This is a genomic window from Paenibacillus sp. FSL R7-0333 (assembly GCF_038000365.1).
GTDB lineage: Bacteria > Bacillota > Bacilli > Paenibacillales > Paenibacillaceae > Paenibacillus_AQ > Paenibacillus_AQ silagei.
In genome coordinates this window covers 7,001,706-7,024,874 of the sequence record NZ_JBBOBZ010000001.1, presented here as the reverse complement: position 1 = coordinate 7,024,874, position 23,169 = coordinate 7,001,706, and the positions used below count along the sequence as shown (strand labels likewise).

The 23,169-nt window shown below is 54.3% G+C and carries 21 protein-coding genes; 15 read left to right on the top strand and 6 right to left on the bottom strand.

Going from position 1 to position 23,169, the window contains the following annotated elements; translation table 11 throughout:
• Positions 1 to 22 precede the first annotated feature (22 nt).
• Positions 23 to 1,210, bottom strand: coding sequence for a polysaccharide deacetylase family protein (locus MKY86_RS30095; RefSeq protein WP_083685445.1), 1,188 nt, complete (start codon positions 1,208 to 1,210; stop codon positions 23 to 25).
• A gap of 184 nt (positions 1,211 to 1,394) precedes the next feature.
• Between MKY86_RS30095 and MKY86_RS30090 the strand changes: the two genes are divergently transcribed.
• The 10 genes from MKY86_RS30090 to MKY86_RS30045 all read left to right on the top strand — a co-directional run bounded on the left by MKY86_RS30090 (position 1,395) and on the right by MKY86_RS30045 (position 12,180).
• Positions 1,395 to 3,965 carry a DUF2339 domain-containing protein gene (locus MKY86_RS30090; protein ID WP_340827674.1) on the top strand — a complete coding sequence of 857 codons (2,571 nt, stop codon included), beginning with the start codon at positions 1,395 to 1,397 and terminating at the stop codon, positions 3,963 to 3,965.
• The gene (locus MKY86_RS30085) at positions 3,931 to 5,244 is read left to right on the top strand and encodes a DUF3999 family protein (RefSeq protein WP_076074797.1); all 1,314 of its coding nucleotides are present in this window, start codon (positions 3,931 to 3,933) and stop codon (positions 5,242 to 5,244) included. Before MKY86_RS30090 ends, MKY86_RS30085 begins: the two co-directional genes overlap by 35 nt.
• Before the next feature lie 72 nt (positions 5,245 to 5,316).
• On the top strand, positions 5,317 to 6,423 hold the full coding sequence (locus tag MKY86_RS30080) for an MBL fold metallo-hydrolase (protein ID WP_076074794.1): 1,107 nt from the start codon (positions 5,317 to 5,319) through the stop codon (positions 6,421 to 6,423).
• A gap of 69 nt (positions 6,424 to 6,492) precedes the next feature.
• On the top strand, positions 6,493 to 6,771 hold the full coding sequence (locus tag MKY86_RS30075) for a hypothetical protein (RefSeq protein ID WP_076074792.1): 279 nt from the start codon (positions 6,493 to 6,495) through the stop codon (positions 6,769 to 6,771).
• A 278-nt stretch (positions 6,772 to 7,049) separates the two neighbouring features.
• Entirely contained in the window at positions 7,050 to 7,250 is a 201-nt protein-coding gene (locus MKY86_RS30070) for a cold-shock protein (protein WP_036722718.1), read from the top strand.
• Positions 7,251 to 7,380: 130 nt separating this feature from the next.
• Positions 7,381 to 7,611 carry a cold-shock protein gene (locus MKY86_RS30065; RefSeq protein WP_036691977.1) on the top strand — a complete coding sequence of 77 codons (231 nt, stop codon included), beginning with the start codon at positions 7,381 to 7,383 and terminating at the stop codon, positions 7,609 to 7,611.
• Positions 7,612 to 7,740: 129 nt separating this feature from the next.
• Positions 7,741 to 7,983, top strand: a complete 243-nt coding sequence (locus tag MKY86_RS30060) for a hypothetical protein (RefSeq protein ID WP_143803530.1) — start codon at positions 7,741 to 7,743, stop codon at positions 7,981 to 7,983.
• Positions 7,984 to 8,171: 188 nt separating this feature from the next.
• Positions 8,172 to 9,968, top strand: a complete 1,797-nt coding sequence (locus MKY86_RS30055; protein ID WP_076074954.1) for a cache domain-containing sensor histidine kinase — start codon at positions 8,172 to 8,174, stop codon at positions 9,966 to 9,968.
• Positions 9,931 to 10,731 (top strand): response regulator transcription factor, encoded by an 801-nt coding sequence (locus tag MKY86_RS30050; protein ID WP_036728093.1) that lies wholly within the window; start codon positions 9,931 to 9,933, stop codon positions 10,729 to 10,731. The genes MKY86_RS30055 and MKY86_RS30050 overlap by 38 nt, the downstream gene beginning before the upstream one ends.
• Positions 10,732 to 10,854: 123 nt before the next feature.
• On the top strand, positions 10,855 to 12,180 hold the full coding sequence (locus MKY86_RS30045; RefSeq protein ID WP_076074785.1) for an extracellular solute-binding protein: 1,326 nt from the start codon (positions 10,855 to 10,857) through the stop codon (positions 12,178 to 12,180).
• A gap of 106 nt (positions 12,181 to 12,286) precedes the next feature.
• Here MKY86_RS30045 and MKY86_RS30040 read toward each other — a convergent pair whose 3' ends face one another.
• Positions 12,287 to 13,732 (bottom strand): MATE family efflux transporter, encoded by a 1,446-nt coding sequence (locus MKY86_RS30040; RefSeq protein ID WP_445669943.1) that lies wholly within the window; start codon positions 13,730 to 13,732, stop codon positions 12,287 to 12,289.
• Between the two features lie 181 nt (positions 13,733 to 13,913).
• On the opposite strand from MKY86_RS30040, the gene hxlA reads away from it, so the two are divergent.
• From hxlA to MKY86_RS30020, 4 genes are all read left to right on the top strand, one after another.
• Positions 13,914 to 14,546: a 3-hexulose-6-phosphate synthase gene (gene hxlA / locus MKY86_RS30035; RefSeq protein WP_076074780.1), complete on the top strand. Its 633-nt coding sequence runs from the start codon at positions 13,914 to 13,916 to the stop codon at positions 14,544 to 14,546.
• A 6-nt stretch (positions 14,547 to 14,552) separates the two neighbouring features.
• Positions 14,553 to 15,110: a 6-phospho-3-hexuloisomerase gene (gene hxlB / locus MKY86_RS30030; RefSeq protein WP_076074777.1), complete on the top strand. Its 558-nt coding sequence runs from the start codon at positions 14,553 to 14,555 to the stop codon at positions 15,108 to 15,110.
• Positions 15,111 to 15,253: 143 nt separating this feature from the next.
• The gene (locus MKY86_RS30025) at positions 15,254 to 15,628 is read left to right on the top strand and encodes a winged helix-turn-helix transcriptional regulator (protein ID WP_076074775.1); all 375 of its coding nucleotides are present in this window, start codon (positions 15,254 to 15,256) and stop codon (positions 15,626 to 15,628) included.
• 95 nt (positions 15,629 to 15,723) lie between these two features.
• A complete protein-coding gene (locus MKY86_RS30020; protein ID WP_143803542.1) occupies positions 15,724 to 16,857 on the top strand; it encodes an NADH-dependent flavin oxidoreductase in 1,134 nt (377 codons plus the stop codon).
• A gap of 104 nt (positions 16,858 to 16,961) precedes the next feature.
• Here the strand turns inward: MKY86_RS30020 and pepT are convergent, their stop codons facing one another.
• The 4 genes from pepT to MKY86_RS30000 all read right to left on the bottom strand — a co-directional run bounded on the left by pepT (position 16,962) and on the right by MKY86_RS30000 (position 21,545).
• Positions 16,962 to 18,194, bottom strand: a complete 1,233-nt coding sequence (gene pepT, locus MKY86_RS30015; RefSeq protein ID WP_076074769.1) for a peptidase T — start codon at positions 18,192 to 18,194, stop codon at positions 16,962 to 16,964.
• Positions 18,195 to 18,369: 175 nt separating this feature from the next.
• Positions 18,370 to 19,029, bottom strand: coding sequence for a sortase (locus tag MKY86_RS30010; protein ID WP_076074767.1), 660 nt, complete (start codon positions 19,027 to 19,029; stop codon positions 18,370 to 18,372).
• A 28-nt stretch (positions 19,030 to 19,057) separates the two neighbouring features.
• Positions 19,058 to 20,032: a hypothetical protein gene (locus tag MKY86_RS30005; RefSeq protein ID WP_076074764.1), complete on the bottom strand. Its 975-nt coding sequence runs from the start codon at positions 20,030 to 20,032 to the stop codon at positions 19,058 to 19,060.
• Between the two features lie 502 nt (positions 20,033 to 20,534).
• The gene (locus MKY86_RS30000) at positions 20,535 to 21,545 is read right to left on the bottom strand and encodes an LLM class flavin-dependent oxidoreductase (protein WP_340827671.1); all 1,011 of its coding nucleotides are present in this window, start codon (positions 21,543 to 21,545) and stop codon (positions 20,535 to 20,537) included.
• 379 nt (positions 21,546 to 21,924) lie between these two features.
• On the opposite strand from MKY86_RS30000, the gene MKY86_RS29995 reads away from it, so the two are divergent.
• Positions 21,925 to 22,929, top strand: a complete 1,005-nt coding sequence (locus tag MKY86_RS29995; protein WP_076074760.1) for a LacI family DNA-binding transcriptional regulator — start codon at positions 21,925 to 21,927, stop codon at positions 22,927 to 22,929.
• The last annotated feature ends 240 nt before the right edge of the window (positions 22,930 to 23,169 follow it).

The window sequence follows — 23,169 nt, the reverse complement described above, 5'->3', positions numbered from 1 at the left end:
GCCTCAACCGGCCTTGTTCTGGCTAAAGACGCGTCAGCTTCAGGACCGCGCTGCTGCGGTCGTAATGCATCGCTACGCCTAGCTCGGAGCATGGCGCATCCAGCGGAACCAGGACCTTTCCGTTCCGCAGCTCCGGCGGAGTTCCGGTAAGGAGAACCTTCTTCCCATTCACGGTCAGAATCATCGGCGGCTCGAATTGCTTCAGCTGCTGGATGGACAGCTCTGGGGTTAGGGTCCGGTTCCCTTCATTGATTCGTGGAGCGTTCAGTGTGGTTCTGGAGCTCAGGCCCAGCCCGATATTGAATTTCAGACGGATGCCGAGTGAATCGCAGACTTCCAGCAGCTTGTCGTTATAGGAGCCGTAAGGAAAAGCGATAGCCGAATCCGTATTGCCCAATTCTTCTTTCAGCCTGCGCTCTGCATGAGCCAGGTCCCCGGTTACTCTTCTGTAGTATTCTTCATTCAGTTCATTCCGGTTCTCATCATGAATGTACAGCAGGGAGCTCGCCGCCGGGCGGGTGCCGCCCTCTGCATCGACTTCGGCGTAATAATGCAAATTATACGTATGATTATAAAAGCCCATTCCGGCGCGCTTCATCTCCCGCATCTGCTCCCAGGTCAGCTTGGGCACCTGACGCTTACTAGTGTTGTCTACATCAGAGACAATGATGAAGTTCACTGCGGTGTAGCCGTACTTTTGCAGAATGGGAAAAGCCAGCTTGTAAAAGCTCTCATAGCCGTCATCGAACGTCAATAGAACTGCATTATCGGGAACCGGCGCGCGGTCCAGCATGAATTCGCGGTATTGCTTCATCGTAATGACATGGAAGCCTTCCTGCTTCAGGAGCTGCATCTGCTCATCGAACTGTACGGCGGGTAATACGCCGGGATAGAGCGTTAACGGCGTTTCCGCTAGATGGTGATACATGAGTACCGCTACATGATCCTTATAGTACACACCCTTGGGGAGCGGCATCTCCTTCTCCCAGCCGATACGTGCATTCAGAATCCGTTCAGCGATGTCTTTATCCAGCATTAACTTATGGTCCGCTGTCAGCGTATAGGCATCTGTTGTGATTACGGCTCCGTCAAGGCCGGTAATGCTAAGCTTGGTCACTGCTTTATGTCTAAAAGGTACAGGCAGGAAGACCACCACCAGCAGCAGGATGAGGATATAACGTTTGTGCGGTTGGTGCAGGTTCAGTTTCAATGTACGATTCTCCCCATCTCCCGAATATTAAGATAATAATAAACCTATAACGTCTGCCAAGACAAAAATGTGACAGGATCTTAACTAAGCGATGTGGTTTTTGTAAGCTCTGTGGTGGTAATTAGAAATATAGTAATATCAATATATTAACAATTTGCCGATTAGCAGATACCGGGGGGCGGCTATGGAGGATTTCAGAGATCGGATGAGGGCTGTGCAGCAGCAGCAGGACGGGCTTTTGAAGGAATACCAGTCTTTGATTGAAGAATATGAGAGCAGTGATCTCGTCCGTGAGAACGAAGTGTTAAGAACGGAAAATGGGGCAAACAGGCAGAGCCTGGCGGAGCTGAAGGCTCAGGCTGCGAGGCTTGAGCGCGACAACTCGGAGCTGCGGATTGCGCTGGCGGAGCAGATTCTGGATGAGAAGCTGGGCATTCTGCGGGTATCGCGGCAGAAGCTGCAGACTTATTTTGCCTCACGGGATCATGCGTATCTCGACCGTCTGACGTCCTTCGAGCAGGACGCCAAGCGGCGAATAGAGGAGATGTACAATATCGGCGCGCGTGAGCTGGGCCAGGAGAAAACCCAGATCACATATATTCTGGATGAGGTGCAGGCGAAGCTGAATGAGAGTATTCTGCTGCGCAGACAGTGGCAGCGGGAGGCAGAGCGTTCGCTCAGGGGGACGATGGACAGCGGTCTGGATGATTTGGCTGCTGAAGGAGTTGACGAGGAAACCCTGCAGCGCCGCCGCAAGCAGAACCGGATCGAAATGAAGATCGGCCTGAACTGGATCAACCGCCTGGGGATTCTGCTGCTGATCCTGGCAGTGGGCGCCGGGTTCAGATACACCTACTCCACCTGGTTCAATGATTATATGAAGGGCAGCGCCTTCTTCCTGCTGGGGGCAGTCATGCTGGGGGGCGGGGAGTGGCTGTTCCGCAAGGGGCGGGGAGCCTTCGCACTGGGTCTGATTGGCGGCGGGGTGTCGGTGCTGTACGGCTCGATATTTTACAGTTATTTTCTGCTGGAGATTATCGGGTTATGGGCCGGGATCGGCCTGTCGGTGCTGGTCACGCTGTCCGCTGTGCTGCTGTCGCTGCGCTATGAGTCACGGACAATCTGTTCCATGGGGCTTGTAGGGGGCTATCTGCCGCTCTTCTCTTATATTGGAGCCTTCGGGCTGGAGGGGAGTGCGGTGTACGCGGCTATGGGATATCTGTTCGTGCTGAACCTGCTGATTCTGCTGATCTCTCTGCGCAAGCGCTGGGTGGTTGTCAATTACATCAGCTTCCTGTTCAATACGCCGTCTATCCTGCTGCTGATTTATCTGGCGGATAGCTATGCTGCGGGCATTCTCTGCGCTGTGCTGACCTTCGCCATGTATCTGGGGATTACCCTCTGGTATCCGTTCAAATTCAAGACGAAGCTGAACTGGCTGGACTTCGGCCTGCTGGGCTGTAACACGCTCGTTAGCTGCATAACGCTGTATCTTCTGTTCCTGAATGCCGGTCTGGATGAATTCAAAGGCGCGCTGGCGCTGGCCTTCTGCCTGATGTATCTGGGGCTTGGCGTGCTGCTGGAGAAGCAGATGCCGCAGGAACGCGAGAGCCGTCTGCTGTTCTATGTCACCTCACTGACCTTTGCCATTCTGATGATTCCGTTCCAGCTTGGAGCGGCCTGGTGGTCGATTGGCTGGCTGGTGGAAGGCGTTGCGCTTACAGTCTACGGACATCTGTACCGCTTCAAAATGGTAGAACGTGCAGGCTGGGGCATCCTTTCCCTCTGTCTGCTAACCTTCTTCGGATTCGACGTTCTGCTGCAGCTATCTGATTATAATGCGGTAATCTACTACACGAACTCCTATTTCGATCTGAAGTATACATTTATTACCGCAGGTATGGTGATTGTAGCCTTATTGTATGCCATCCGTTATTCGAATCAGGAGACGCTGCTCCGCAGCACACCTGCGGAGGTGCAGGCTACCGTCTGGTTCAAATATGCGGCTATCGTCAACTTCTACGGGTATGTGGTGTATGAAGCATTACGCCTGTACGACCGGATGGTGCCGGAGGATATGGCGCACAATGCCTTCTACAAGCTGCTGCTGGCGGGCGTGCTTACCTCTGGACTCGCTTATGCGCTGCCGAAGGTGAGCGTTCTGTATGACAGGGTGGTCGGCATCATGGTCCTGGTGCTGCACGGGATCGCCTATGCAGTCTGTATTGGCATCACACTGGGTCTGCCCAGTCTTCCGGAAGGCTGGTCCCGCAGCACAGCTGCAGATATTGTGGTGCTGGGTCTGCTGATCCTGTTCAATGTGTTCGTGTGGTTCAGCAGTGCCAGGCTGCTGCGGACGACGCTGCTGCGCGATTACAAGAATATAGAGCTGTACCCGGTAGCTATGGGTATCTATCTGCTGGTGATGATTACAGCGTTCCTGGGGGTGCAGATGCAGGTGCGTGACGGCGGGCTGGCCTTCAGTCTGCTCTATCTGCTGCTGGCCGTGCTGTTCATTATGTACGGCTTCTGGAAAAGATATCTGTATATCCGCCGCTTCGGCCTGGCGCTGTCCCTGCTGGCAACCGGCAAGCTGCTGCTCTATGACTTGACCCTGCTGAACACCGGCAGCAAGATCATCGCGTACTTCAGCTTCGGACTCTGCCTGCTGGGGATATCCTACCTCTACCAGCGGATATCGGTCAGAATGGAGGAAGCTTATGCGCTTGCTGAGCAAGACAGGACAGAGAGCTAGAGTGGCGGCTGTGCTGCTCGCTGTATTGGGCGGACTTGTGCTGGGTCCCGGCGCTTTCCCGGTTCACAGTGCAGCAGCGGCATCCGGCGAAGCGGAGAAGACGGGCGGCGGGCAATGGAAGTTCTCACGCGAAATCTCCGTCCCGGAGACGGCTCCGTACTATAAATTGTATCTGGATGAAGCGGTGTACCGCTCTGCGGCAGAGGACTTGCGCGATCTGCGTATACAGGACAGCACCGGCGCTCCGGTTCCCTATTATATGGAGAGTGGAGCAGAGAAGGTGGAGGAGCATAGCGCGATCTATGCCTCGGAATTGATCCACAAGGCAGTGAATGGGACGGATACCCTGCTGGATTATCAGATTAAGCCGCTTGCCGAGCATGTCGATATTCAGGGGAACCGCCTGGTGTTCGAATTGCCCGCAGAATCCTTCCTGAAGCATGTGGAGGTGTGGGGCGGCTATGACGGGCAGGCCTGGGAGCAGCTTGGTACAGGGGATCTGTATGCCACGAACGGGCTAAGTGCGGACAGCATTACGCTGGAGCGCAGCTACAAGTTCGGCTATTACCGGCTTGTAGTGAAGAACAACCCGGAGGGGCTGGAGTTCCCCGGCCTGACGCTGGTGGACAGCAGCCGGGAGTGGAGCACGGCTGCATTCATGCGGCAGAAATCGCCGCAGGCGGAGATTACGCAGGTGGAGAACCGTACCGAGATCATGATAAGCAACACGGACCGGCTGAAGATTGGGAAGGTGATGCTCGGCAGCGCCGGGAATTTCCTGCGGCGCTATGAGTTGTATGACAGTGCCGGGATCAAGCTCCCGGTCACCGGAAGCGGGGAGCTGTACCGGTTGGATTTCAAGGATACCCGGATCTCCCGGACTGAGATTCAGCCGGTTACGCCAGCCTCTTCTGATTCCCTGCGGATGGTTATCTACAATCTGGACGATGCCCCCATCTCCATCACGGACCTTAAGATCGAATACCTGGTAGACCGGCTTGTATTTGCGGGAGGGGAGAAGACGCCGTATTCCTTGCGCTATGGCAACACGCTGGCAACCGCTCCGCAGTATGATATTATTAATTTCAAAGACCGGATTGGCGGGGAGAAGCTGGTGCAGGCCGCGCTGGGGGCAGAGACCCGGGTACCGGTAACGGCAGCAGAGCCGCCCGGCACAAGCTGGTGGCTTCAGGGCCGCTGGGGCTTCAATGCCATTATTATTGTGGTCTCGCTATTGCTTATTCTTATCGTAGCCCGCAAGCTGGGCCAAGCGAAATAGGAAAGGCTGATCCCGTTATATAAGATGGGCTGGAATCGCTAGACACGAACCCGCAGAAAGAAGGATTACCGCATGACCCTGATTATTATTGGTTCTATTCTGCTTGCAGTTGTTGCCGCTGCGTATCTTATCATGACTGTCTATCCGGCGTTCGGGCGCAGGGCCGGGGAGCAGGAGAGGGCCCGTAACCTCGGCTCCGCCCATTACAGCAAGGGCAAATTTGCTTATCCGCAGACTGCGGAACTGAGCGGTGACAAGGCTGGAAGCAGCGGACTCTCCATTCTGAAGGACTTCATTAAGGGTAACCCCCACTCCAGACCTGCCGAGCCTCTTCAGCCGCAGCCGCTGTTGCCGTCCTCTATAGGAGCGGGACGCGATACCCGGGTTACCTGGTTCGGGCATTCAGCGGTGCTGCTGGAGATGGACGGCTTGACCCTGTTCCTCGACCCTATGCTGGGCCGTGCCCCGTCTCCGTTTCCGTTCATTGGCGGCCGCCGCTACAGCAAGCAGCTTCCGCTGGAGGCTGCCCTCCTGCCGCAGCTGGATGCGGTTCTGCTCTCCCATGATCATTATGATCATCTGGACTATGGAACCATCCGCGAACTGAAGGATAAGGTAGGACTGTTCATTGTACCGCTGGGTGTCGGCGCCCATCTGCGCCGCTGGGGGGTGGCCGCAGAGAAGATCCGCGAGCAGGACTGGGGCGACACGCTTACCTATGAAGGGATTACCTTCACTTGCGCTCCGGCACGGCATTTCTCCGGGCGGAGTCTGCTGGACCGCAACACCACGCTGTGGTGCTCCTGGATTATGGAGGGGGAGAAGACCAAGGTTTTCTTCAGCGGAGACAGCGGGTATGGCCCGCATTTTGCCGAGATCGGACGTACCCATGGACCCTTCGATCTTACGCTGATGGAATGCGGCCAATATGATCCGCGCTGGGCGGATATCCATATGCTGCCGGTACAGACTGTCGAGGCGCACATCGATGTGCAGGGAGGTCTGCTGATCCCCATCCATTGGGGCGCATTCACCTTGTCGATGCATGACTGGACTGATCCGGCAGAACGGATCTCGGCTGCTGCGGCGCTGAGAGGTGTACGGCTGGCCACGCCGAGAATCGGGGAGACTGTAACCGCAGGGGCCGCCGGATATCCGGTTCTGCCCTGGTGGAGATGAGGCTGCACGCCCGAACGGGACTTGTGGTACAATCAGGGTTCATATATACCAAGGAGCTGACGAACGAAGATGAGTAATGAAGTGAACGAGCAGGAACTGGTGGAGGTATTGTCTGCACAGACGAAGGTGGCCCCGGCCGTTATCCGGCTGGTGCTGAAGCATGAGCAGACGTTCATTAATAAGGCCAAGGCCAATGCCAAAGGCGAGGTTGATATCGATAATGATGATCTGGTTGACTATGTGACTGCGCAGCGTGATGTGAAGCTGGACGAGCTGACGGTGGAGACCATTCTGGATGCAGAAATGGATTACCTGATGGACAAGGGACTGGCCGGATATATCGACTGAAGCCTTAGCCGGTGGTGCGCGGCTGATCCCCCAAAGCCGTGCGCCTGGCATAGGTTCTCTAAAATTTAAAATTTATTTTGTGTTATTGGCAGTAACCCTTTGCATTTGGGAAAATAGTGTGCTACAATGAAGTTAATCATAAATTTAACCCTTAATTCACATATTGTAAAAGGTTAGCATTTGTGTATGAAGCCTTTTCCAATGTGTGAATTTTTATTTGTTCGTACAATACGTAGGAATAAAAGGACATGTGTTAAATAAACTTTGGAGGTAATATCATGCAAACAGGTACAGTAAAATGGTTCAACGCAGACAAAGGTTTCGGTTTTATCGAGGTTGAAGGCGGAAGCGACGTATTCGTACACTTCTCCGCAATCACTGGCGAAGGCTTCAAGTCTTTGGACGAAGGCCAACGCGTTGAGTTCAACGTAACTCAAGGCGCTCGTGGACCACAGGCTGAGAACGTTGTAAAACTGTAATTCCACAAATAAGCTGCCCTTAACACCAGTTGAGGGTAGTTTTTTTTATGACCATGTAGTAGAGAACAAGCTTCCGTTCTGCCATAACAGTCCGTAGGACGCACTAACCAAGCTATTAGGAGGGGTACTTATGTATTTTCGTAAAAAAGCAATGGTAGATCTTCCGCAGGAAGAGACGGCTATCTGGTCCTGCACCAAGGAAGAATGCACCGGATGGATACGCGACAACTTTGCCTTCCAACATGTGCCTACCTGCTGGCAATGTAATTCGCCCATGACCCGGAGCATGAAGATGCTGCCTACGCTCGTTAATAAGAATTTGGACGCGAAGGCTATTAAGAAGAGCGTTACTATCCGCTAAGGCTGCCGCTCTCTGACCGGTTTATACGGAATTAGAGGAGAGTAACCCTATACAGCTGTCCGTTCCTTGCCCGCAATGGGCTATTTTTTTTGGATTGACAATAATGGCAAATACAGGGATGATGTAGCTATGAGAAAATATTTTCTGCTTCTGACGCTCCTTGCGGTTGCCTTGAATGCAGCGGGGATTTTTTATCATAAGCCTATGCTTAACATCATTGCGATTGGTCTGATTCTGATCTTGATTCCGCTGGATATTTATCTGGAGCCAACTCGCCGCAAGGTGATAAGCTACTGCATCGGCGCGGTATTGCTGGTTCTGCTGTGGGCGGCCCTGCATTTCGAATGGATCACTCCGTTAATGTTCATCTAAGTAGTCTTCTGTGTAAGCCCTTAGGGCAGTTCCTCGAACCGGGAGAACTGTGCTAAGGGTTTTTTGTTGCTGGTATCCGCGGGGACTTCGGGGCTGTCTCTCGCCTGCGGGGAATGATTTATCTTGACAAAACTCCCGGGGTTTGGAGAATAGAGTTGGAAACGCTGCCAACGAAAGAAGGAATTCTGATGCTTCAGAGGTTCAGAGAGCTCAACACACTGCGCAATCAGATATTCATCGGTTTTTTGCTGGTGATGCTCATTATTATTCTGGTGTCCGGAGCATTTGTGTATGACCGTGTCTCTATTCTGCTCAAAAATAATGCCGAGCGGCATATCCAGCAGACGGCGGTTCAGGCCAACGGAAGGCTGGACGCGCTGACCGGCCAGATTGACGGTCTGATGGAGCAGGTGGCCAATCATCCTACCGTTCAACAGCTGCTGCTGGAGGAGCTGGACGGCAATGAGGTGTCCTTCAATCAGCGCCAGTCGCTGCTACAGATTATCTCCAGCTATCAGGCGTACATGCCGAGTGTAGGCTCGCTGGAGCTATATACTGCTGATTACAGGCTGCTGTTCCCGATTAAGGAAGGCAGCCTGGAGAGCAGAATTAACGAGCAGCATATCAGTGAGGCTAATGCCCAGAAGGGGCGGCTGGTCTGGATCGGCGTTGATCCGCATGATGATCAGAGCCTGCTGGCGATCCGCCAGGTCAGCCTGATGGACCGCTGGTTCTCGCGGGGCGGCTACCTGATGGCCCGCATCCAGCGCAGCTACTTCCAGCTCGACGATCCGTTCTCCGGCAGTGACAGCGGGGAGTCTGTGCTGCTCGTGAATGATGAAGGACAGCTCCTCGGGAGCAGCGGAACGCCGCAGGAGGATCTGCTGCCGCTGCTGGAGAGCGGGGATCAGACGGTGAGCTTCCGTGGCAAGGAGTATGTGCAGGTCAAGCTGCGCTCAGACAAGACCTCCTGGACGCTGCTGGTACTGACGCCTGTCAGCTATGTTACCAAGGGACTGTCCGTGCTGCGGACGGTACTGCTGGTGTCAGGCGGAATCGGAACCCTGCTGTTCCTGATTATATCCTTTCTGTTGTCAACAATGATTACCCGGCCGATTATTCACCTGATCCGGGCGATGCGCAAATCCCGCATGGGGGTGCTGACACCCAATTCGCAGAAGGTATCAACCATGGAGCTCCGGGAGCTGAATAATACCTACAACGGTATGGTGGCTAATATTAATGATTTGATCAGAGTGGTCTATGAGAAGGAGGTCCTGCAGAGCCGGACCGAACTGAAAGCCTTGCAGGCGCAGATCAATCCCCATTTCCTGTTCAATACGCTGGAGGCCTTCAACTGGTCGCTGGAGGAGAAGGGGGAAGAGGAGCTGGCCGGATTAGTGGTCATGATGTCCAGGCTCTTCCGCTACATTATGGGCAGCCCGCACAACAAGGATGAATGGGTCACGCTGAGTGAAGAGGTGGAGCAGATCAGGCGTTATCTGCGGATTATGGAGATGCGGATGGGAGAGCGGCTGTCCTGGAACATCAGGCTTGACCCGCATGAGGCTGCTGTACCGGTACCCAAGCTGCTGATTCAGCCAATTGTCGAGAACGCCATTCTCCATGGAGTGGAGAGCCGAGTCGGCAAGGGTGTGATTGAAGTCATAATCACCCCCTCCTCCCGCAAGGGGTGGACCTCAGTTGAGGTGTCGGACAACGGGCCGGGTATGGATGAGGCCACACTGCTGGCGCTGCGAGATGCACTGGATGGCGGGCCGCCGGTCTCTGCCAAGGGCAGCGGAGTGGGGCTGGTGAATGTGCAGCGGCGGCTGAAGCTGTACTATGCGGAAGCGGGCATGAAGACGGAGGGGCTGATCGTAGAGAGCCGGCGGTCTGAGGGGACTGTAATAAGGTTTGAGATTCCAAGCAATGGAGGGGATACCTATGAGTCTGGGCAACAAGACGATTCTAATCGTAGATGATGAACCAAGAACGCGTCAGGGGATTAAGCAGACGCTGGAAGTATGGGCGGCAGGCCGGTATATCGTGGAGACCTGCGACAACGGGGTGGAAGCGCGCGAGCGGCTGCGGCAGGAGCGCGTCCATCTGCTGATCACAGATGTGCGCATGCCGGAGGTGAGCGGGCTGGATCTGATCCATTCGCTGCAGGAAGCTCCCCGGAAGCCGGTGATCATTGTCATCTCCGGCTATGCGGAGTTCGATTATGTGCAGCAGGCGATGCGGCTGGGGGCAGTCAATTATCTGCTGAAGCCGCTGGACAAGTCCGAGCTGCTGACAGTGGTCGAGGATGCGCTGAAGCGGGAGGAGGAGCAGCAGCGCCATGTGAAGCTGGAGAAGCTGGTGGATCACAAGCTGCTGGAGATTGACCCGGAGCAGGCCGGGATGGGGCAGCCGGTTAAGGAGGCCATTGCCTATGTGGAGCAGCATTTGCACGAACAGCTGACGATGGCTGAGGTAGCGGGGATGATTCACCTGAATGCCAGCTATTTCAGCGTGCTGTTCAAGGAGCAGGCCGGGGTCTCCTTCACGGAATATCTGTCCCGTCTGCGGATTCAGCGGGCGAAGGAGTTATTGCTCCAAACCGCGCTGCCGGTCGGGGAGATTGGAGAGCGTGTAGGGTATCGGACGGATAAATATTTCATTAAGGTTTTCAAGTCCTTGGAGGCGATAAGCCCGAGCCGGTACCGTCAGCAGATGAAGGGCGGAGCGCAGGAAATCCAATAAATGTGGTATTTTAGCCAATAAATGTGCCCTTATCTGCCTCAGAGTACGATGCTAGAATTTGAATGATAGCGATTACATGGATAATTACGGCCTTTTGCAATGTGAGATGGGGAGGCAATGGCAATGCGAAGAAATCACATGACCAAGGGGCTGCTCCTGGCCTGCATCTGGCTGCTTGTTCTGACAGGCTGCGGCTCTGCGGCAGAGAATAATAGTGAGCTTGCAGCTACCGGTGCCTCTTCCCCAAAAATAACCATTCATATGATGCACATCTGGCCCGCCGGACTCTCCGCGCAGCAGTATAAGCTGGTCAGCCAGATTATCGCAGAATATGAGAAGGAGCATCCGGGTATTATCATCAGGCAGGATGTGCTGGAGAATGAGCAGTATAAAAGCAAGCTCAAGGTGCTCTCCGCTTCCAATGACCTTCCCGATGTGGGCATAACCTGGGCAGCCGGCTTCATGGAGCCTTATGTAAGAGGCGGATTATTCGCTCCGCTGGATGACATCCTGCATGGCGGGCAGCTTAAGGATAAGTTCCTGAAGAGCACTACAGAGTCTTATGTTGTCGATAACAAGACCTATGCGCTGCCTCTGGAGATGAACATCTCACCGATCTTTTATAATAAAGAGATCTTTGCCCAATATAATCTTCAGGTGCCAACAACATATGAGGAGTTCAAGGCAGTTGTGAGAGCGCTCTCCAGTCATGGTGTGCCTCCGGTGGGGCTGGGCAATAAGGACCGGTGGACAGGCTCGCTCTGGTATATGTATCTGGCGGACCGTATTGCCGGAAGTGAGACGCTCAAGCGGGCAACGAAGGGGACGGGCTATTTCGATGATCCCGGACTGGTGCAGGCTGCGGCGGAAGTGCAGAACCTCGTCGATATGAACGCCTTCAACAACGGCTTCAACGGCTTGTCGTATGATGAGGGCAAATCGGAATTCATGGAAGAAAAGGCGGCCATGTACCTGACCGGTACCTGGGAGTTGCCCAACTTCACGACCAACCCGGAGATTCCGCAGGCCTTCAAGGACAAGGTCGGCTTCTTCAAATTCCCTACGGTTGAAGGCGGGAAGGGGAATTCGGGCGACTGGGTAGGCGGTCCGGGTGTCGGACTGTTCGTAGCGGAATCGTCCAGGGTGAAGGAGGAGGCCAAGGCTTTTGTCGAATACTTCGTCTTCAAATGGGGCGAGGCTTCAGTGACGAGTGCGGGGGTGATTCCGGCGACCAAGGTCGATACCACGAATGAGGAGCTGCCGCAGCTATACGTGGATCTGCTGAATGAATTGAACAATGCCAGCAGTATTACCCTGTTCGCGGATGTGGAGATGAAGCCGCATGCTGCCCAGGTCCATCTGGATATGATCCAGGCGCTGTTCGGCAAAGCAGTCACGCCGGAGCAGTTCGCAGCCAGACATAAGGTTGCAGTAGCCACGGGGAACTGAGCATGGGACAAGCGCACAGACAAAGGGATGCTAATCAGCCGTATTTCCGGTGGCTGATTAGCATCCCTTATTTGTGTGCGAGCCGGCCTGAGGAGCTGCCGCAAAGTTAGTGCGCCGGAGCTGCCGGAGCGGCTTCCGGCGGTTCGTGCTGGATCAGGCCATGCTTCTCCCAGGCTCTGCTTTTCCAGCGGAAGTACATAATGACTGCCCGCACCCATTCGTCGAACGCTGTGGCCAGCCATACCCCGGCCAGACCCAGATCAAGTGTGAACACCAGGAAGTAGCCCAGCGGCAGACTCATGCACACCATGGATATCATGCCCATGTAGACCGGGAACTTGGCATCGCCCGACGCGCGCAGCGAGTTGATAATGACCAGATTGCAGGTCCGTCCGGTCTCCAGGAAGAAGCTGAGCAGGATGACCTGGGCGCCCATAGCGATAATCAGCTCATTATCCGTGAACAGACCCAGCAGCGGCTTGCGGAACAGAATGACGATCAGGTCCATGAGGACTGTGACCAGCAGCGCCCACTTCACACTGGTGAACACCCGTGAGTAAGCCTCCTGCGTCCGTTTTGCACCTACAAGATGCCCCACAATAATTGAGGTCCCCATTGCCACCGCTACACTGAACAGGAAGATGTAGTTCGAGATATTAACCGCATACTGGCGGGTAGCCATGGCCTCGGCCCCCAAATAGGTGATGTACAGGGTGAAGACGAGCTGGCAGCACTGGTACATTACGGATTCGAAGGCGGACGGAATACCGATTTTGAGAATCTGCAGCACGTATTTCTTGGAGAGGTGAACGTAATAGCTCCATTTCACGCGTACCTCCATAATCCGGTAGAGCAATAGGAAGAAAATCAAGAGAGCGATGGAGCGGCTGATTACGGTTGACACGGCCGCACCCTCCACGCCTAGCGCAGGCAGTCCGAAATGGCCGAAGATCAGCAGATAGTTACCGCCGACATGGATAACGTTCATCAGCAGCGATACCGCCATCGTCTGCTTGGTGAAGCCGTGGGTCCGGATGGTGGCGGCCAGCGCGTTGATGAGGGCCTGCAGGAAGATCGCGCCTCCGACAATGTTGATATACGAGCGGGCGTAGGCGAGAATGTCACCCTTCACGTTCAGCGCCTGCAGCAGGTGGCCTCCGAGCAGCAGCATCACTGTACTAAGTATGATCCCTACCGCAAGATTCAGGGTAACTGCATTGCCGATCACTCTGGCGGCTTCCTTGGGCTGCTTGGAGCCGAGGTATTGCGACACGACGATCGCCGCGCCGTTCCCGATGACACTAAGCGCCAGAATAGCTATGGCAATAATCTGATTGGCTGCTCCGACACCGGAGACCGCATCATCGGACACAGAGCTGATCATGAAGGTATCCATACTGCCCATGAGCATGAACAGGAACAGCTCCAGGAAGATCGGCCAGGTCAGCTTCATTAAGTTGAATGTCTTGGGCTTGCTTGTTTCCATCATACACCTTCTTATTAGGATTCCCTCGCGGCTGTAATTCTTCGAATTAAATGTATGGTAGCACAGCCGTTGTGAAAATGCAGTAGGATTTCAGACATGTCGGCTAAAAATCCCCCGGCTTCGCCCAATAGTATCCTCCAGGTGACTACCTCACTTTAAAGTGCCTACTTCCCTAATCGGCAGTATATCCCTAAACTGAGAAACAGCACTTTCTAAAATAATTTACGGATAAGGAGAACTTACACATATGAAATTACAATTAGCACTCGATCTGGTGGATATTGCTGGAGCTAAGGCGGTGGTTGCTGAGGTTGCCGAATCTATAGATATCGTAGAGATTGGAACTCCGGTTGTTATTAATGAGGGGTTGCATGCGGTAAAAGCGATCAAGGAAGCTTTTCCGGCGCTTACGGTGCTGGCTGATCTCAAAATCATGGATGCTGGCGGATATGAGGTCATGAAGGCAGTGGAAGCAGGCGCGGGCATCGTGACTGTGCTGGGTGTATCTGATGATTCAACGATCCGCGGTGCGGTGGAGGAAGCGAAGAAGACAGGTGCAGAGATCCTGGTCGATCTGATTAATGTGAAGGATCTCAAAGCCAGAGCCGCTGAAGTGGATGCGCTGGGTGTGGATTATGTCTGCGTGCATTCCGGCTATGACCATCAGGCTGAAGGCAAGAATTCCTTCGCGGATCTGAGAGATATTAAGAGCGTGGTTACCCGGGCCAAAACCGCAATTGCCGGCGGCATTAAGCTGAGTACACTGCCTGAAGTGATTGCTGCGCAGCCTGATCTGGTAATCGTGGGCGGCGGCATTACCGGCGAAGCCGACATGAAGGCAGCTGCGGCGGAAATGAAGCGCCTTGTAAGCCAGGCTTAAGCAGCCATGGACACGCAGCATTATGCACAGGAAATTGTGAAGGAGCTGGAAGGCTCCGTCTCCGGGTTGAATGTCGGAGAAGGCGAGGCGCTGACGGAGCTGCTGCTGCGCGCAGGTCAGATCTTCGTGGCCGGTGCCGGGCGTTCCGGCCTGATGGGCCGGGCCTTCGCCATGCGGCTGATGCAGGCCGGGCGGACAGCTTATGTGGTCGGAGAGACAGTAACGCCGGGCATTGGCCCCGGCGATGTGCTTGTACTGGGTTCCGGCTCAGGCGAGACGAAGGGACTAGTCTCCATGGCTGAGAAAGCCAAGGCAATCGGTGCAGCTGTAGTCCTCGTGACCATTCAGCCGGATTCGACGATCGGATGTCTCGCAGATTATACAGTTAAGCTGCCTGGCGCTCCCAAGGAACGGCCGGACGGTGGCTATACTACGCTGCAGCCGATGGCCTCCTTGTTTGAACAGACGCTGCTTGTATTCTATGATGCAGTCATTCTGCGGATCATGGAGCAGACGGGGCAGACCTCCGGCCGGATGTTCGGCAAGCATGCCAATTTGGAATAGCATACGATTTGGAATAGAATAGAGCTTGGAATACAATAAAGCTATCACACGGATGCTTTCCTTGACGGGAGGGCATCCTTTGCTGCCTATGTGCGGCCCATGATGGATTGGTATTATGATTATAGCCGGAAGGGGGCTAGATCTTGGCAACTGAAATTAAAGACCGCATCAATCTGAAGGAGATCAACTGCGAGAAGGAGCTTACGCTCGCTGTGATCGGCGGCAAGTGGAAGCTGATTATACTGTGGCACCTGGGTCTGGAAGGGACCAAGCGGTTCAGTGAATTGAAAAAGCTGATCCCCCATATCACCCAGAAAATGCTGACCAACCAGCTTCGCGAGCTGGAGGAGGATCAGCTGGTATTCAGGCAGGTATATGCGGAGGTTCCTCCGCGGGTAGAATACTCCCTGACAGAGTATGGACATACTCTGATGCCGGTGCTGCGTATGATGTATGACTGGGGCAAGAATTACGGGGACAAGGTGATCTGGAAAGATGCACCTCCCTGTGATAGATAGCATCTGTGAACGAAGGTGCTATATTTGTATTGTGCAAAATTAAGTTGTATACTAACGTTTGTGAAGATTTAAATACATGGAGGCTGGTAGGTATGCTGAAGACAGAATATAGCCCGCTGCTGGAGACGTTCAAATTCAAGAACGGGATTGAACTGAAGAACCGTGTGGTCATGGCGCCGATGACTAATTTCTCCTCGAATGAGGATGGAACCGTCTCCCGGCCGGAGCTGGATTATTATATCCGCCGTTCGGGCGGGGCAGGGATGGTCATTACCGCGTGTGTCTATGTCTCACGCGGCGGGAAGGGCTTCCCGGGCGAATTCGGAGCTGACCATGACGGGCTGATTCCAAGCCTGCGTGAGCTGGCGGAGGCCATCAAGGGCGAAGGAGCGAAGGCCGTGCTCCAGATCTTCCATGGCGGACGCCAATGCCCGCCGGAGCAGCTGGTTGACGGGCAGCCTGTCAGTGCAAGCGATGTGCCGGCTGAGCTGCCGGGCGGCGGACAGGGTGCGGTTCCGCGCCCGCTGACAGACGAAGAGATTACCGGAATTATCGCTGATTTCGGTGAAGCGACGCGCCGGGCGATCGAGGCCGGCTTCGATGGCGTCGAGATTCACGGTGCGAACGGATATCTGCTGCAGCAGTTCTTCTCGCCGCATTCTAACAGACGCGAAGACCGATGGGGCGGGGATCTGCAGAAGCGTCTCGCCTTCCCGCTGGCCGTTCTGCGCAGTGTCAAGGCTGCGGTGAAGCAGCATGCAGAGGGTGCATTCCTTGTAGGCTACCGCTTCTCGCCTGAAGAGCCGGAGACACCGGGGATTACGATGGCTGACACGTTTGCCCTAATCGATGCACTGACAGCGGAAGGGCTTGATTACCTGCATGCCTCCCTCATGGAGCTGTGGTCGCTGCCGCACCGGGGAACGGAGGACAGCCGTCCGCGCATTGAGCAGATCGTAGACCGGGCGGGAGACAAGGCTCCGGTAATTGGCGTAGGCTCGCTCTACTCTGCCGCCGATGCCCTGAAGAGTCTGGACAGCGGCATCAGCCTGGTTGCCCTGGGCCGGCCGCTTCTGATTGAACCGGACTGGGTGCAGAAGCTGGCCGGGGGCCGGGCCGATGAGATTAAGACAGAGCTCGATCCGGCTGCCCAGGCAGAGCTTGTGATCCCGGATTACCTCTGGGGAGCACTGGTGAACACGCCGGGCTGGCTGCCGGTTAAGCAGTAAAGCAACAGACGGTTAACGGTCTGTGACCAAAGAAATATAAGAACCCCGTGCGCCCCTTGTTCCAGGGCAGCACGGGGTTTTTGCTGTTTTTAATATAATCTTATTTACGCTTTCTGCTCCGCCAGACGGGCAATCTCAACGATAACCTGTACAGCCTTCAGCATTACGTCAACAGAGGCGTATTCAAATTTGCCGTGGAAATTCTCGCCTCCGGTGAATATATTCGGTGTAGGCAGCCCCATATAAGAGAGCTGTGAGCCGTCAGTTCCTCCGCGGATTGGACGGATAACCGGCGTGATTCCGAGGTCCTCCATCGCTTCCCGGGCGATATCGAGGATATGCCGGACGGGCTCGATTTTCTCGCGCATATTATAGTATTGGTCATTCATCTCCAGCACGATGTTGTCCGCTCCGTACGTAGATTTGAATTCCTCCACAATCGCAGCGATATTCGATTTGCGGTTCTCGAAGCTGTCGCGGTCAAAATCACGGATAATGTAATGCAGCTTGCTGTGTTCGGCACTGCCTTGCATGGAGATCAGGTGGTAGAACCCCTCGTAGCCGTCTGTGAATTCAGGGGCTTCACCGGCGGGCAGACGGAGATGGAAGGCCATGGCGATTTTGGACGAATGGATCATCTTGCCCTTGGCTGTACCGGGATGGACATTGACTCCGTGGAAGGTGATTTTGGCGGCGGCGGCATTGAAGCTCTCATATTCCAGCTCCCCGAGCGGGCCTCCGTCCACAGTATAGGCATAGGAAGCGCCGAAGGCGGCAACGTCGAACTTATGCGGGCCGCGTCCAATTTCTTCATCGGGGGTAAAAGCGACCCGGATCTTGCCATGCTTAATCTCCGGATGCGCCAGCAGATAGGCCATAGCCGTCATGATCTCAGCGATGCCTGCCTTGTTGTCTGCCCCCAGCAGGGTGGTGCCGTCGGTCGTAATCAGCGTATGCCCCTTGTAACCGCTCAGCTCCGGGAAGCTCTTCGTGGACATGATAATATTCTGCGCTTCATTCAGCACCAGATCCTGCCCGTCATAGTTCTCTACAATCTGCGGCTTCACATTCGTGCCGGTGAAATCTGTAGCGGTATCCAGATGGGCCAGGAAGCCGATTACCGGAACCTCTTTATCTGTGTTGGCGGGCAGCGAGGCCATGACATAGGCATGCTCGTCCACCGTAATCTCCGTCAGTCCCAGCTCCTGCAGCTCCTCTGCCAGCTTATGCGCCAGTACCATTTGGCCTGGAGTGGACGGGCAGGACTCGCTGTCCTCATTCGATTGGGTATCCATTTCAGCATACGATACAAAACGTCTAATTAATTCTTCCTTCAATGCAGGTCATCTCCTCTTCAGCTTCGTATGTCTATATTATCACGATCCGGCCCGGGTCTCATACTTTAGGCAAAGGGAGAGGAGTGAAAGGGGATAACTGGCTAGAAGGAGGCGAGGGGCCGGAGATAAGTTGGAAGGGGGAAGGCAGCGTGTAAGTGGGGGACGGGAGAACGGGCTATGGCTGCTGCCCCGGCAGCTGGCTGGAGACGAGCTTGGCCGAGAGCAGGTAGCGGTCGGGCGCTGAGCCTACATAAGAGAACGGGTAACAGGTAATCAAGGTGAGTATGGGGTCTTTGCTGGGCTTAATTGCTCCCCGTGCATCTCCATCAACAATCCGGCTGCCGGTCACTTCATAGGTAAAAGTTCCTTCTGCTGTCGCAAGCTCAAGCGTGTCTCCGGGCTCCAGCTCCCCGAGGCTGCGGAAGACGGTGTCACGATGTCCGGCCAGGACGCTGTTCCCTGAGGCGCCCGGGGCGGCGCTTGCCTCATCGTGTCCGGCGCCCTGGTTAAGCTCCGCCCGTCCGGTTCCCTCCAGAATGGCGACCCGCTTCTTCAGCTTCGGAAAATAGATCTCCCCGATTACCTCTCCTGCTATATAAGCAGGTTTGTCGCCTTTTGGTGATTCTGCGCTGCTGACCATACCTTCAGGAAGCGGTGTTTCTTCTTCGGAGCTTACGGGATTCTGGGCTTCCTCCCTCTTTTTGTCCCAGATTCTCAGGGCTTCGCGGGCTTCGGCGGGCGCTTGGAGGATCTGGAAGGCGGAATACAGCATAACGCACACAGAGAGCAGGAAGATCAGCTTGACGGCTAAAGTGAACCCGCTGCGTATCTTCATGCTCTCTCCTCCTTACATCTACATAAAGTTACTTCTTCTGGCCCAGCCTGCGGAGCACAAGCACACTAATCATGGCGACAACCAGGCTGGCCGCAATCAGATTGTACCAAGGGCTGGCTGTGTCCGGCAGTCTGCCGTCTTCCTCCGGCCCGCCCAGCGGAAGCGTGTCGTCTGTGAGGTTGACCTCTTTCCCCGGTGAAGGGGCTGGTGTGCTGCCGGGTGCAGCGGCTCCGGAATCAGGAGTTGCGGACGGACGGTTGCCGCCGTCTTCCTCTCCTGCCCCTAGCGGAACAGGCTCTTCGCTTACGCTCACTCCATCCGGTGCTGCCGTAGCAGTTGCCGGTGCCTGTGATGGCGCTGCTGAGCTGCCAGGCGATGCAGTGCCGGCCGGTGAGGCTGTAGGGACTGTTGTTGCAGCAGGCGGTGTACTGCCAGGGCTGCTGGAGGACCCGGGCGTTGACGTAGGCATAGGCGTTATTGTAGCCGTTGGCTCCTCTGTGGATTGCGGTGTAGAGGTCGGACTGGCTGTCGGCGCAGGCGCAGCAGTTGCCGTGAATTCAAAGGCGACACTTACCGTCTTCTCCTGGAACTCGTTGCCTGCCTCCGGCGGGAACAACACCTTCATTTCGATAGCTTCCTCTTCCCCTCCGGCAAGCGAGCCGATGGTCACTACCCCCGGGGCCTCGCTCATTACCCCTGAGTAGAGGATTACTCCCTCTTTTTGCAGGGTCATTTGCAGGATATTGTACAGATCTGCGTCCCCGGAGCGGAACTGAAAGGCTACTGCGTAATCGAACGGATCATTTCCGTCATTGATAATCTTATAATCCGAAGCCATCGTATCTCCCGGCTGCATGTTGTTCATGGTTGCCGTACTGGTCGTATGTGAGTTGACAGTGAGCTTGATCGTATCCTCAGCGCTGACCCCTCCGGCATGCCAGATTACACCTGCCAGAACGGCCAAAATATACGCGCCAATTATAGATGTATGTCTCTTCTTCACTCTCCCCGCCCCTTCCTGTGCAGACCTTCGGCAGCCACTAGCCACAATCCGCCCCGGTTCGCGCTTCTAAATCATAGTTTGTCGAATAAAGTGGTTTCTTGAAGAACTACTACCAATTAAAGCGATGATATAAATCAGAACGAGTACGAACGGATCTAGATAAGCCTAAACGTGCGTGAACGAGGCGGAATGGTAAAAATGCGTTTACGTTCGTTATAACGAATATTAATTACAGTATAATCTCAAATGGGCATAAAGAAAAACCGGAAAAGGGGTTTGAAATTAATGAATTTAGCTACTTTTTCTATTGAAATTAGATTTAAGTCCGAATACCTACGGATATCTCTTTATTTCTCTGTTTATTGCATTTTATTGTATGTTATAAAGAACATGGTGATTGCGGAAAACTCGTGGTTGCTGCACAGAAACAGCCCGTATAACTAACCTGCTGGGTTTGCGCAGGCCGTTGTACGGGCTGATTAATTCAATAAAATCGGCAGTATTACTTCTTCAACAGGTCGGCCACAAGCTCATACGAATGCAGGCGGGCAGAGTGATCATAGATCTGTGAAGCGATAATCCACTCATCGGCACCCGTCTCTTCGAGAATCTGGAGCAGCCGTTCTTCGATCAGGGCCTGGTCGCCCGCAATGGAGTATTGCTGTTTGCTCATAAGCAGTGCTTTCTCCTGGGAGGTCCAGATTCCGTCCAGACTGTCTACAGGCGGCTGGAGCTTGCCGGTGCGGCCACGGATAATGTTAAGGAATTGCTGCTGCTGGGAAGTGGCAAGTCTGCGCGCTTCTTCTACCGTATCCGCTGCCGTAATTCCCAAGCCCACCATAACATAAGGCTTGTCGAGTACAGCTGAAGGCTTGAAGCTGGTACGGTACAGATGCAGGGCCGGCAGCAGATAATCCGGTGCGAAGTGGCTGGCAAAAGCAAAAGGCAGACCCAGCTGGCCCGCAAGCTGGGCGCTGAAGCCGCTGGAGCCGAGCAGCCAGATCGGGATGTTCAGCCCTTCACCGGGCACGGCACGGACACCGGCCGGACGGGAGCCTGATCCTTCGGGGTCGAAATACGCCCGCAGCTCGCTAAGCTGCTCGGGGAATTCACTGCCATCGCTGCCGAGGCCGCGGCGCAGTGCTCTGGCGGCCGCCTGATCCGAGCCGGGGGCTCTGCCCAGACCCAGATCAATCCGTCCGGGATACAAGGATTCCAGCGTGCCGAATTGTTCTGCAATCATAAGCGGTGCGTGGTTGGAGAGCATGATGCCTCCTGAACCAACGCGGATGGTGTTAGTTCCGGCTGCCACATGTCCGATAACCACGGAGGTAGCGGAGCTGGCAATGCCGGTCATATTATGATGCTCTGCCAGCCAGTAGCGGTTATACCCCCACTTCTCAGCATGACGGGCCAAATCAAGGGTGTTATGAAAAGAATCCGCCGCCGTTCCGCCCTCCCGGATAGGGGCTAAATCCAGTACGGAGAATGGTATGTCGTGCAATTGCTTCACATGAATCCCTCCTATAGTAGATGCATTCCGCATCAGTAGCATTATTTGCAGCCATGAATCAATATACCCGCCAATTATAACATGAAATAATATAATTTACACACTTTAAGTAAGCGGCATGACGGGGAGAGGGAACTTGAAGGGGAAAGGTACAGTTACTGAAGGGATGAATTTGGAGTATTTGGACTGAATTTGGACGGTTACAACCGTACAGCAAGGGCTCCGCAGGCAAGAATGTAAGCGCATAACAATTTGCTTGCCAATTTAAGGGAGCCTTGCTATAATCGCTTTGAAAAGCTTTTCTAACTTAAGCGGCAAGGCCAACCCTGGTAAGGAGGGCACACGTTTCGGGCTAAAAGAATAAGAAGGAAGTCAGACTATGAAGCCAACAATCAGAGATGTCGCCAAGATGGCCGGAGTATCCATCAGCACTGTGTCCCGTGTAATGAATGCCCCGGATACGGTCGTGGAGAGCAAGCGCAGCCGGGTCATCGAAGCGATAGAAGCGCTCAAGTATCAGCCTAATGCATTCGCACGGGGGTTAATTTACAGGAAGTCGTTCACTCTTGGGCTACTCATTCCTGATATTGAGAACCTCTATTTCGCAGGGGTGATCCGGGGAATGCAGGATGCCTGCATTAAGCTCGGTTACAGTCTGATGATCTGCAATACAGACCGTGACAAGGAGCGGACATTGTCCTATATGGATACTTTTCATGAGAAGCAGGTGGATGGTGTTGTGTTCGCCAGTGATATTCTGCACCCTGAGTATTATGAGAAGCTTATAGGCTGCAGAATTCCATTCGTGCTGGTCTCCTCCCATTCCGATGAGTACGAGGTAGCGTCGGTCGAGGTGGATGATGAGAAGGCGGCGTATGATGCTGTGAAATTCCTGATTGAGCTGGGGCACCAAGAGATTGGAATGATCGGCTTCAATCATGATAATTCGGTGTCCGGGCCACCGCGGATGGCGGGGTTCGTGAGAGCCCTGAGCGAATCGGGGCTGGATCGTAATATCGGCAAAATCAAGTATGCTAACCACCGCTTTGAGCAGGCCTATCAGGCAACGCACGAGCTGTTCACTGAATATCCGGAATTAACGGCTGTATTCTGTGTAGCGGATGAGTTCGCCATGGGAACGATCTCTTACTTAAAGGACCGCAATATTCTGGTTCCCGGACAAGTGTCGGTCATCGGCTTCGACAATCTGCGGATGTCGGGGATGTTCATTCCGAAGCTGACAACCATCGCACAGCCTATCTATCAGCTGGGGTACCGGGCGGCCGAGAAGCTGCATGAATTGCTGACCACGGGCAAGGTGGCTGTCATGAAAGAGAAGATGGAGCATAAGCTAATCGTAAGAGAATCCTCGCGTGAGAAATGAGATGTAGTTCCTGCGGGCTGAAGCACGGCTGCCTGGGGATAGGGCAGCACGGTTTCTTCGCATTATTCTGAAAAGCTTTTCAGAATAATGCGTTACAGGAATATGAGCTAATTGTTTCGGGACCGTTCCGGGAACCATTTCAGGAAACGTACCCACAGCAGAAGGTGCTAACACACTATTGGAAGCGTATACATTTGAGTGTGATATGGAAAATATATGTTTGAATTAGCGGTTGTAATG

Bases quoted from the DNA above. Each gene is read 5' to 3' on its own strand.
- MKY86_RS30090 (WP_340827674.1), top strand. From the start codon at position 1,395: ATGGAGGATTTCAGAGATCGGATGAGGGCTGTGCAGCAGCAGCAGGAC.
- MKY86_RS30085 (WP_076074797.1), top strand. From the start codon at position 3,931: ATGCGCTTGCTGAGCAAGACAGGACAGAGAGCTAGAGTGGCGGCTGTG.
- MKY86_RS30080 (WP_076074794.1), top strand. From the start codon at position 5,317: ATGACCCTGATTATTATTGGTTCTATTCTGCTTGCAGTTGTTGCCGCT.
- MKY86_RS30075 (WP_076074792.1), top strand. From the start codon at position 6,493: ATGAGTAATGAAGTGAACGAGCAGGAACTGGTGGAGGTATTGTCTGCA.
- MKY86_RS30070 (WP_036722718.1), top strand. From the start codon at position 7,050: ATGCAAACAGGTACAGTAAAATGGTTCAACGCAGACAAAGGTTTCGGT.
- MKY86_RS30065 (WP_036691977.1), top strand. From the start codon at position 7,381: ATGTATTTTCGTAAAAAAGCAATGGTAGATCTTCCGCAGGAAGAGACG.
- MKY86_RS30060 (WP_143803530.1), top strand. From the start codon at position 7,741: ATGAGAAAATATTTTCTGCTTCTGACGCTCCTTGCGGTTGCCTTGAAT.
- MKY86_RS30055 (WP_076074954.1), top strand. From the start codon at position 8,172: ATGCTTCAGAGGTTCAGAGAGCTCAACACACTGCGCAATCAGATATTC.
- MKY86_RS30050 (WP_036728093.1), top strand. From the start codon at position 9,931: ATGAGTCTGGGCAACAAGACGATTCTAATCGTAGATGATGAACCAAGA.
- MKY86_RS30045 (WP_076074785.1), top strand. From the start codon at position 10,855: ATGCGAAGAAATCACATGACCAAGGGGCTGCTCCTGGCCTGCATCTGG.
- hxlA (WP_076074780.1), top strand. From the start codon at position 13,914: ATGAAATTACAATTAGCACTCGATCTGGTGGATATTGCTGGAGCTAAG.
- hxlB (WP_076074777.1), top strand. From the start codon at position 14,553: ATGGACACGCAGCATTATGCACAGGAAATTGTGAAGGAGCTGGAAGGC.
- MKY86_RS30010 (WP_076074767.1), bottom strand. From the start codon at position 19,029: ATGAAGATACGCAGCGGGTTCACTTTAGCCGTCAAGCTGATCTTCCTG.
- MKY86_RS29995 (WP_076074760.1), top strand. From the start codon at position 21,925: ATGAAGCCAACAATCAGAGATGTCGCCAAGATGGCCGGAGTATCCATC.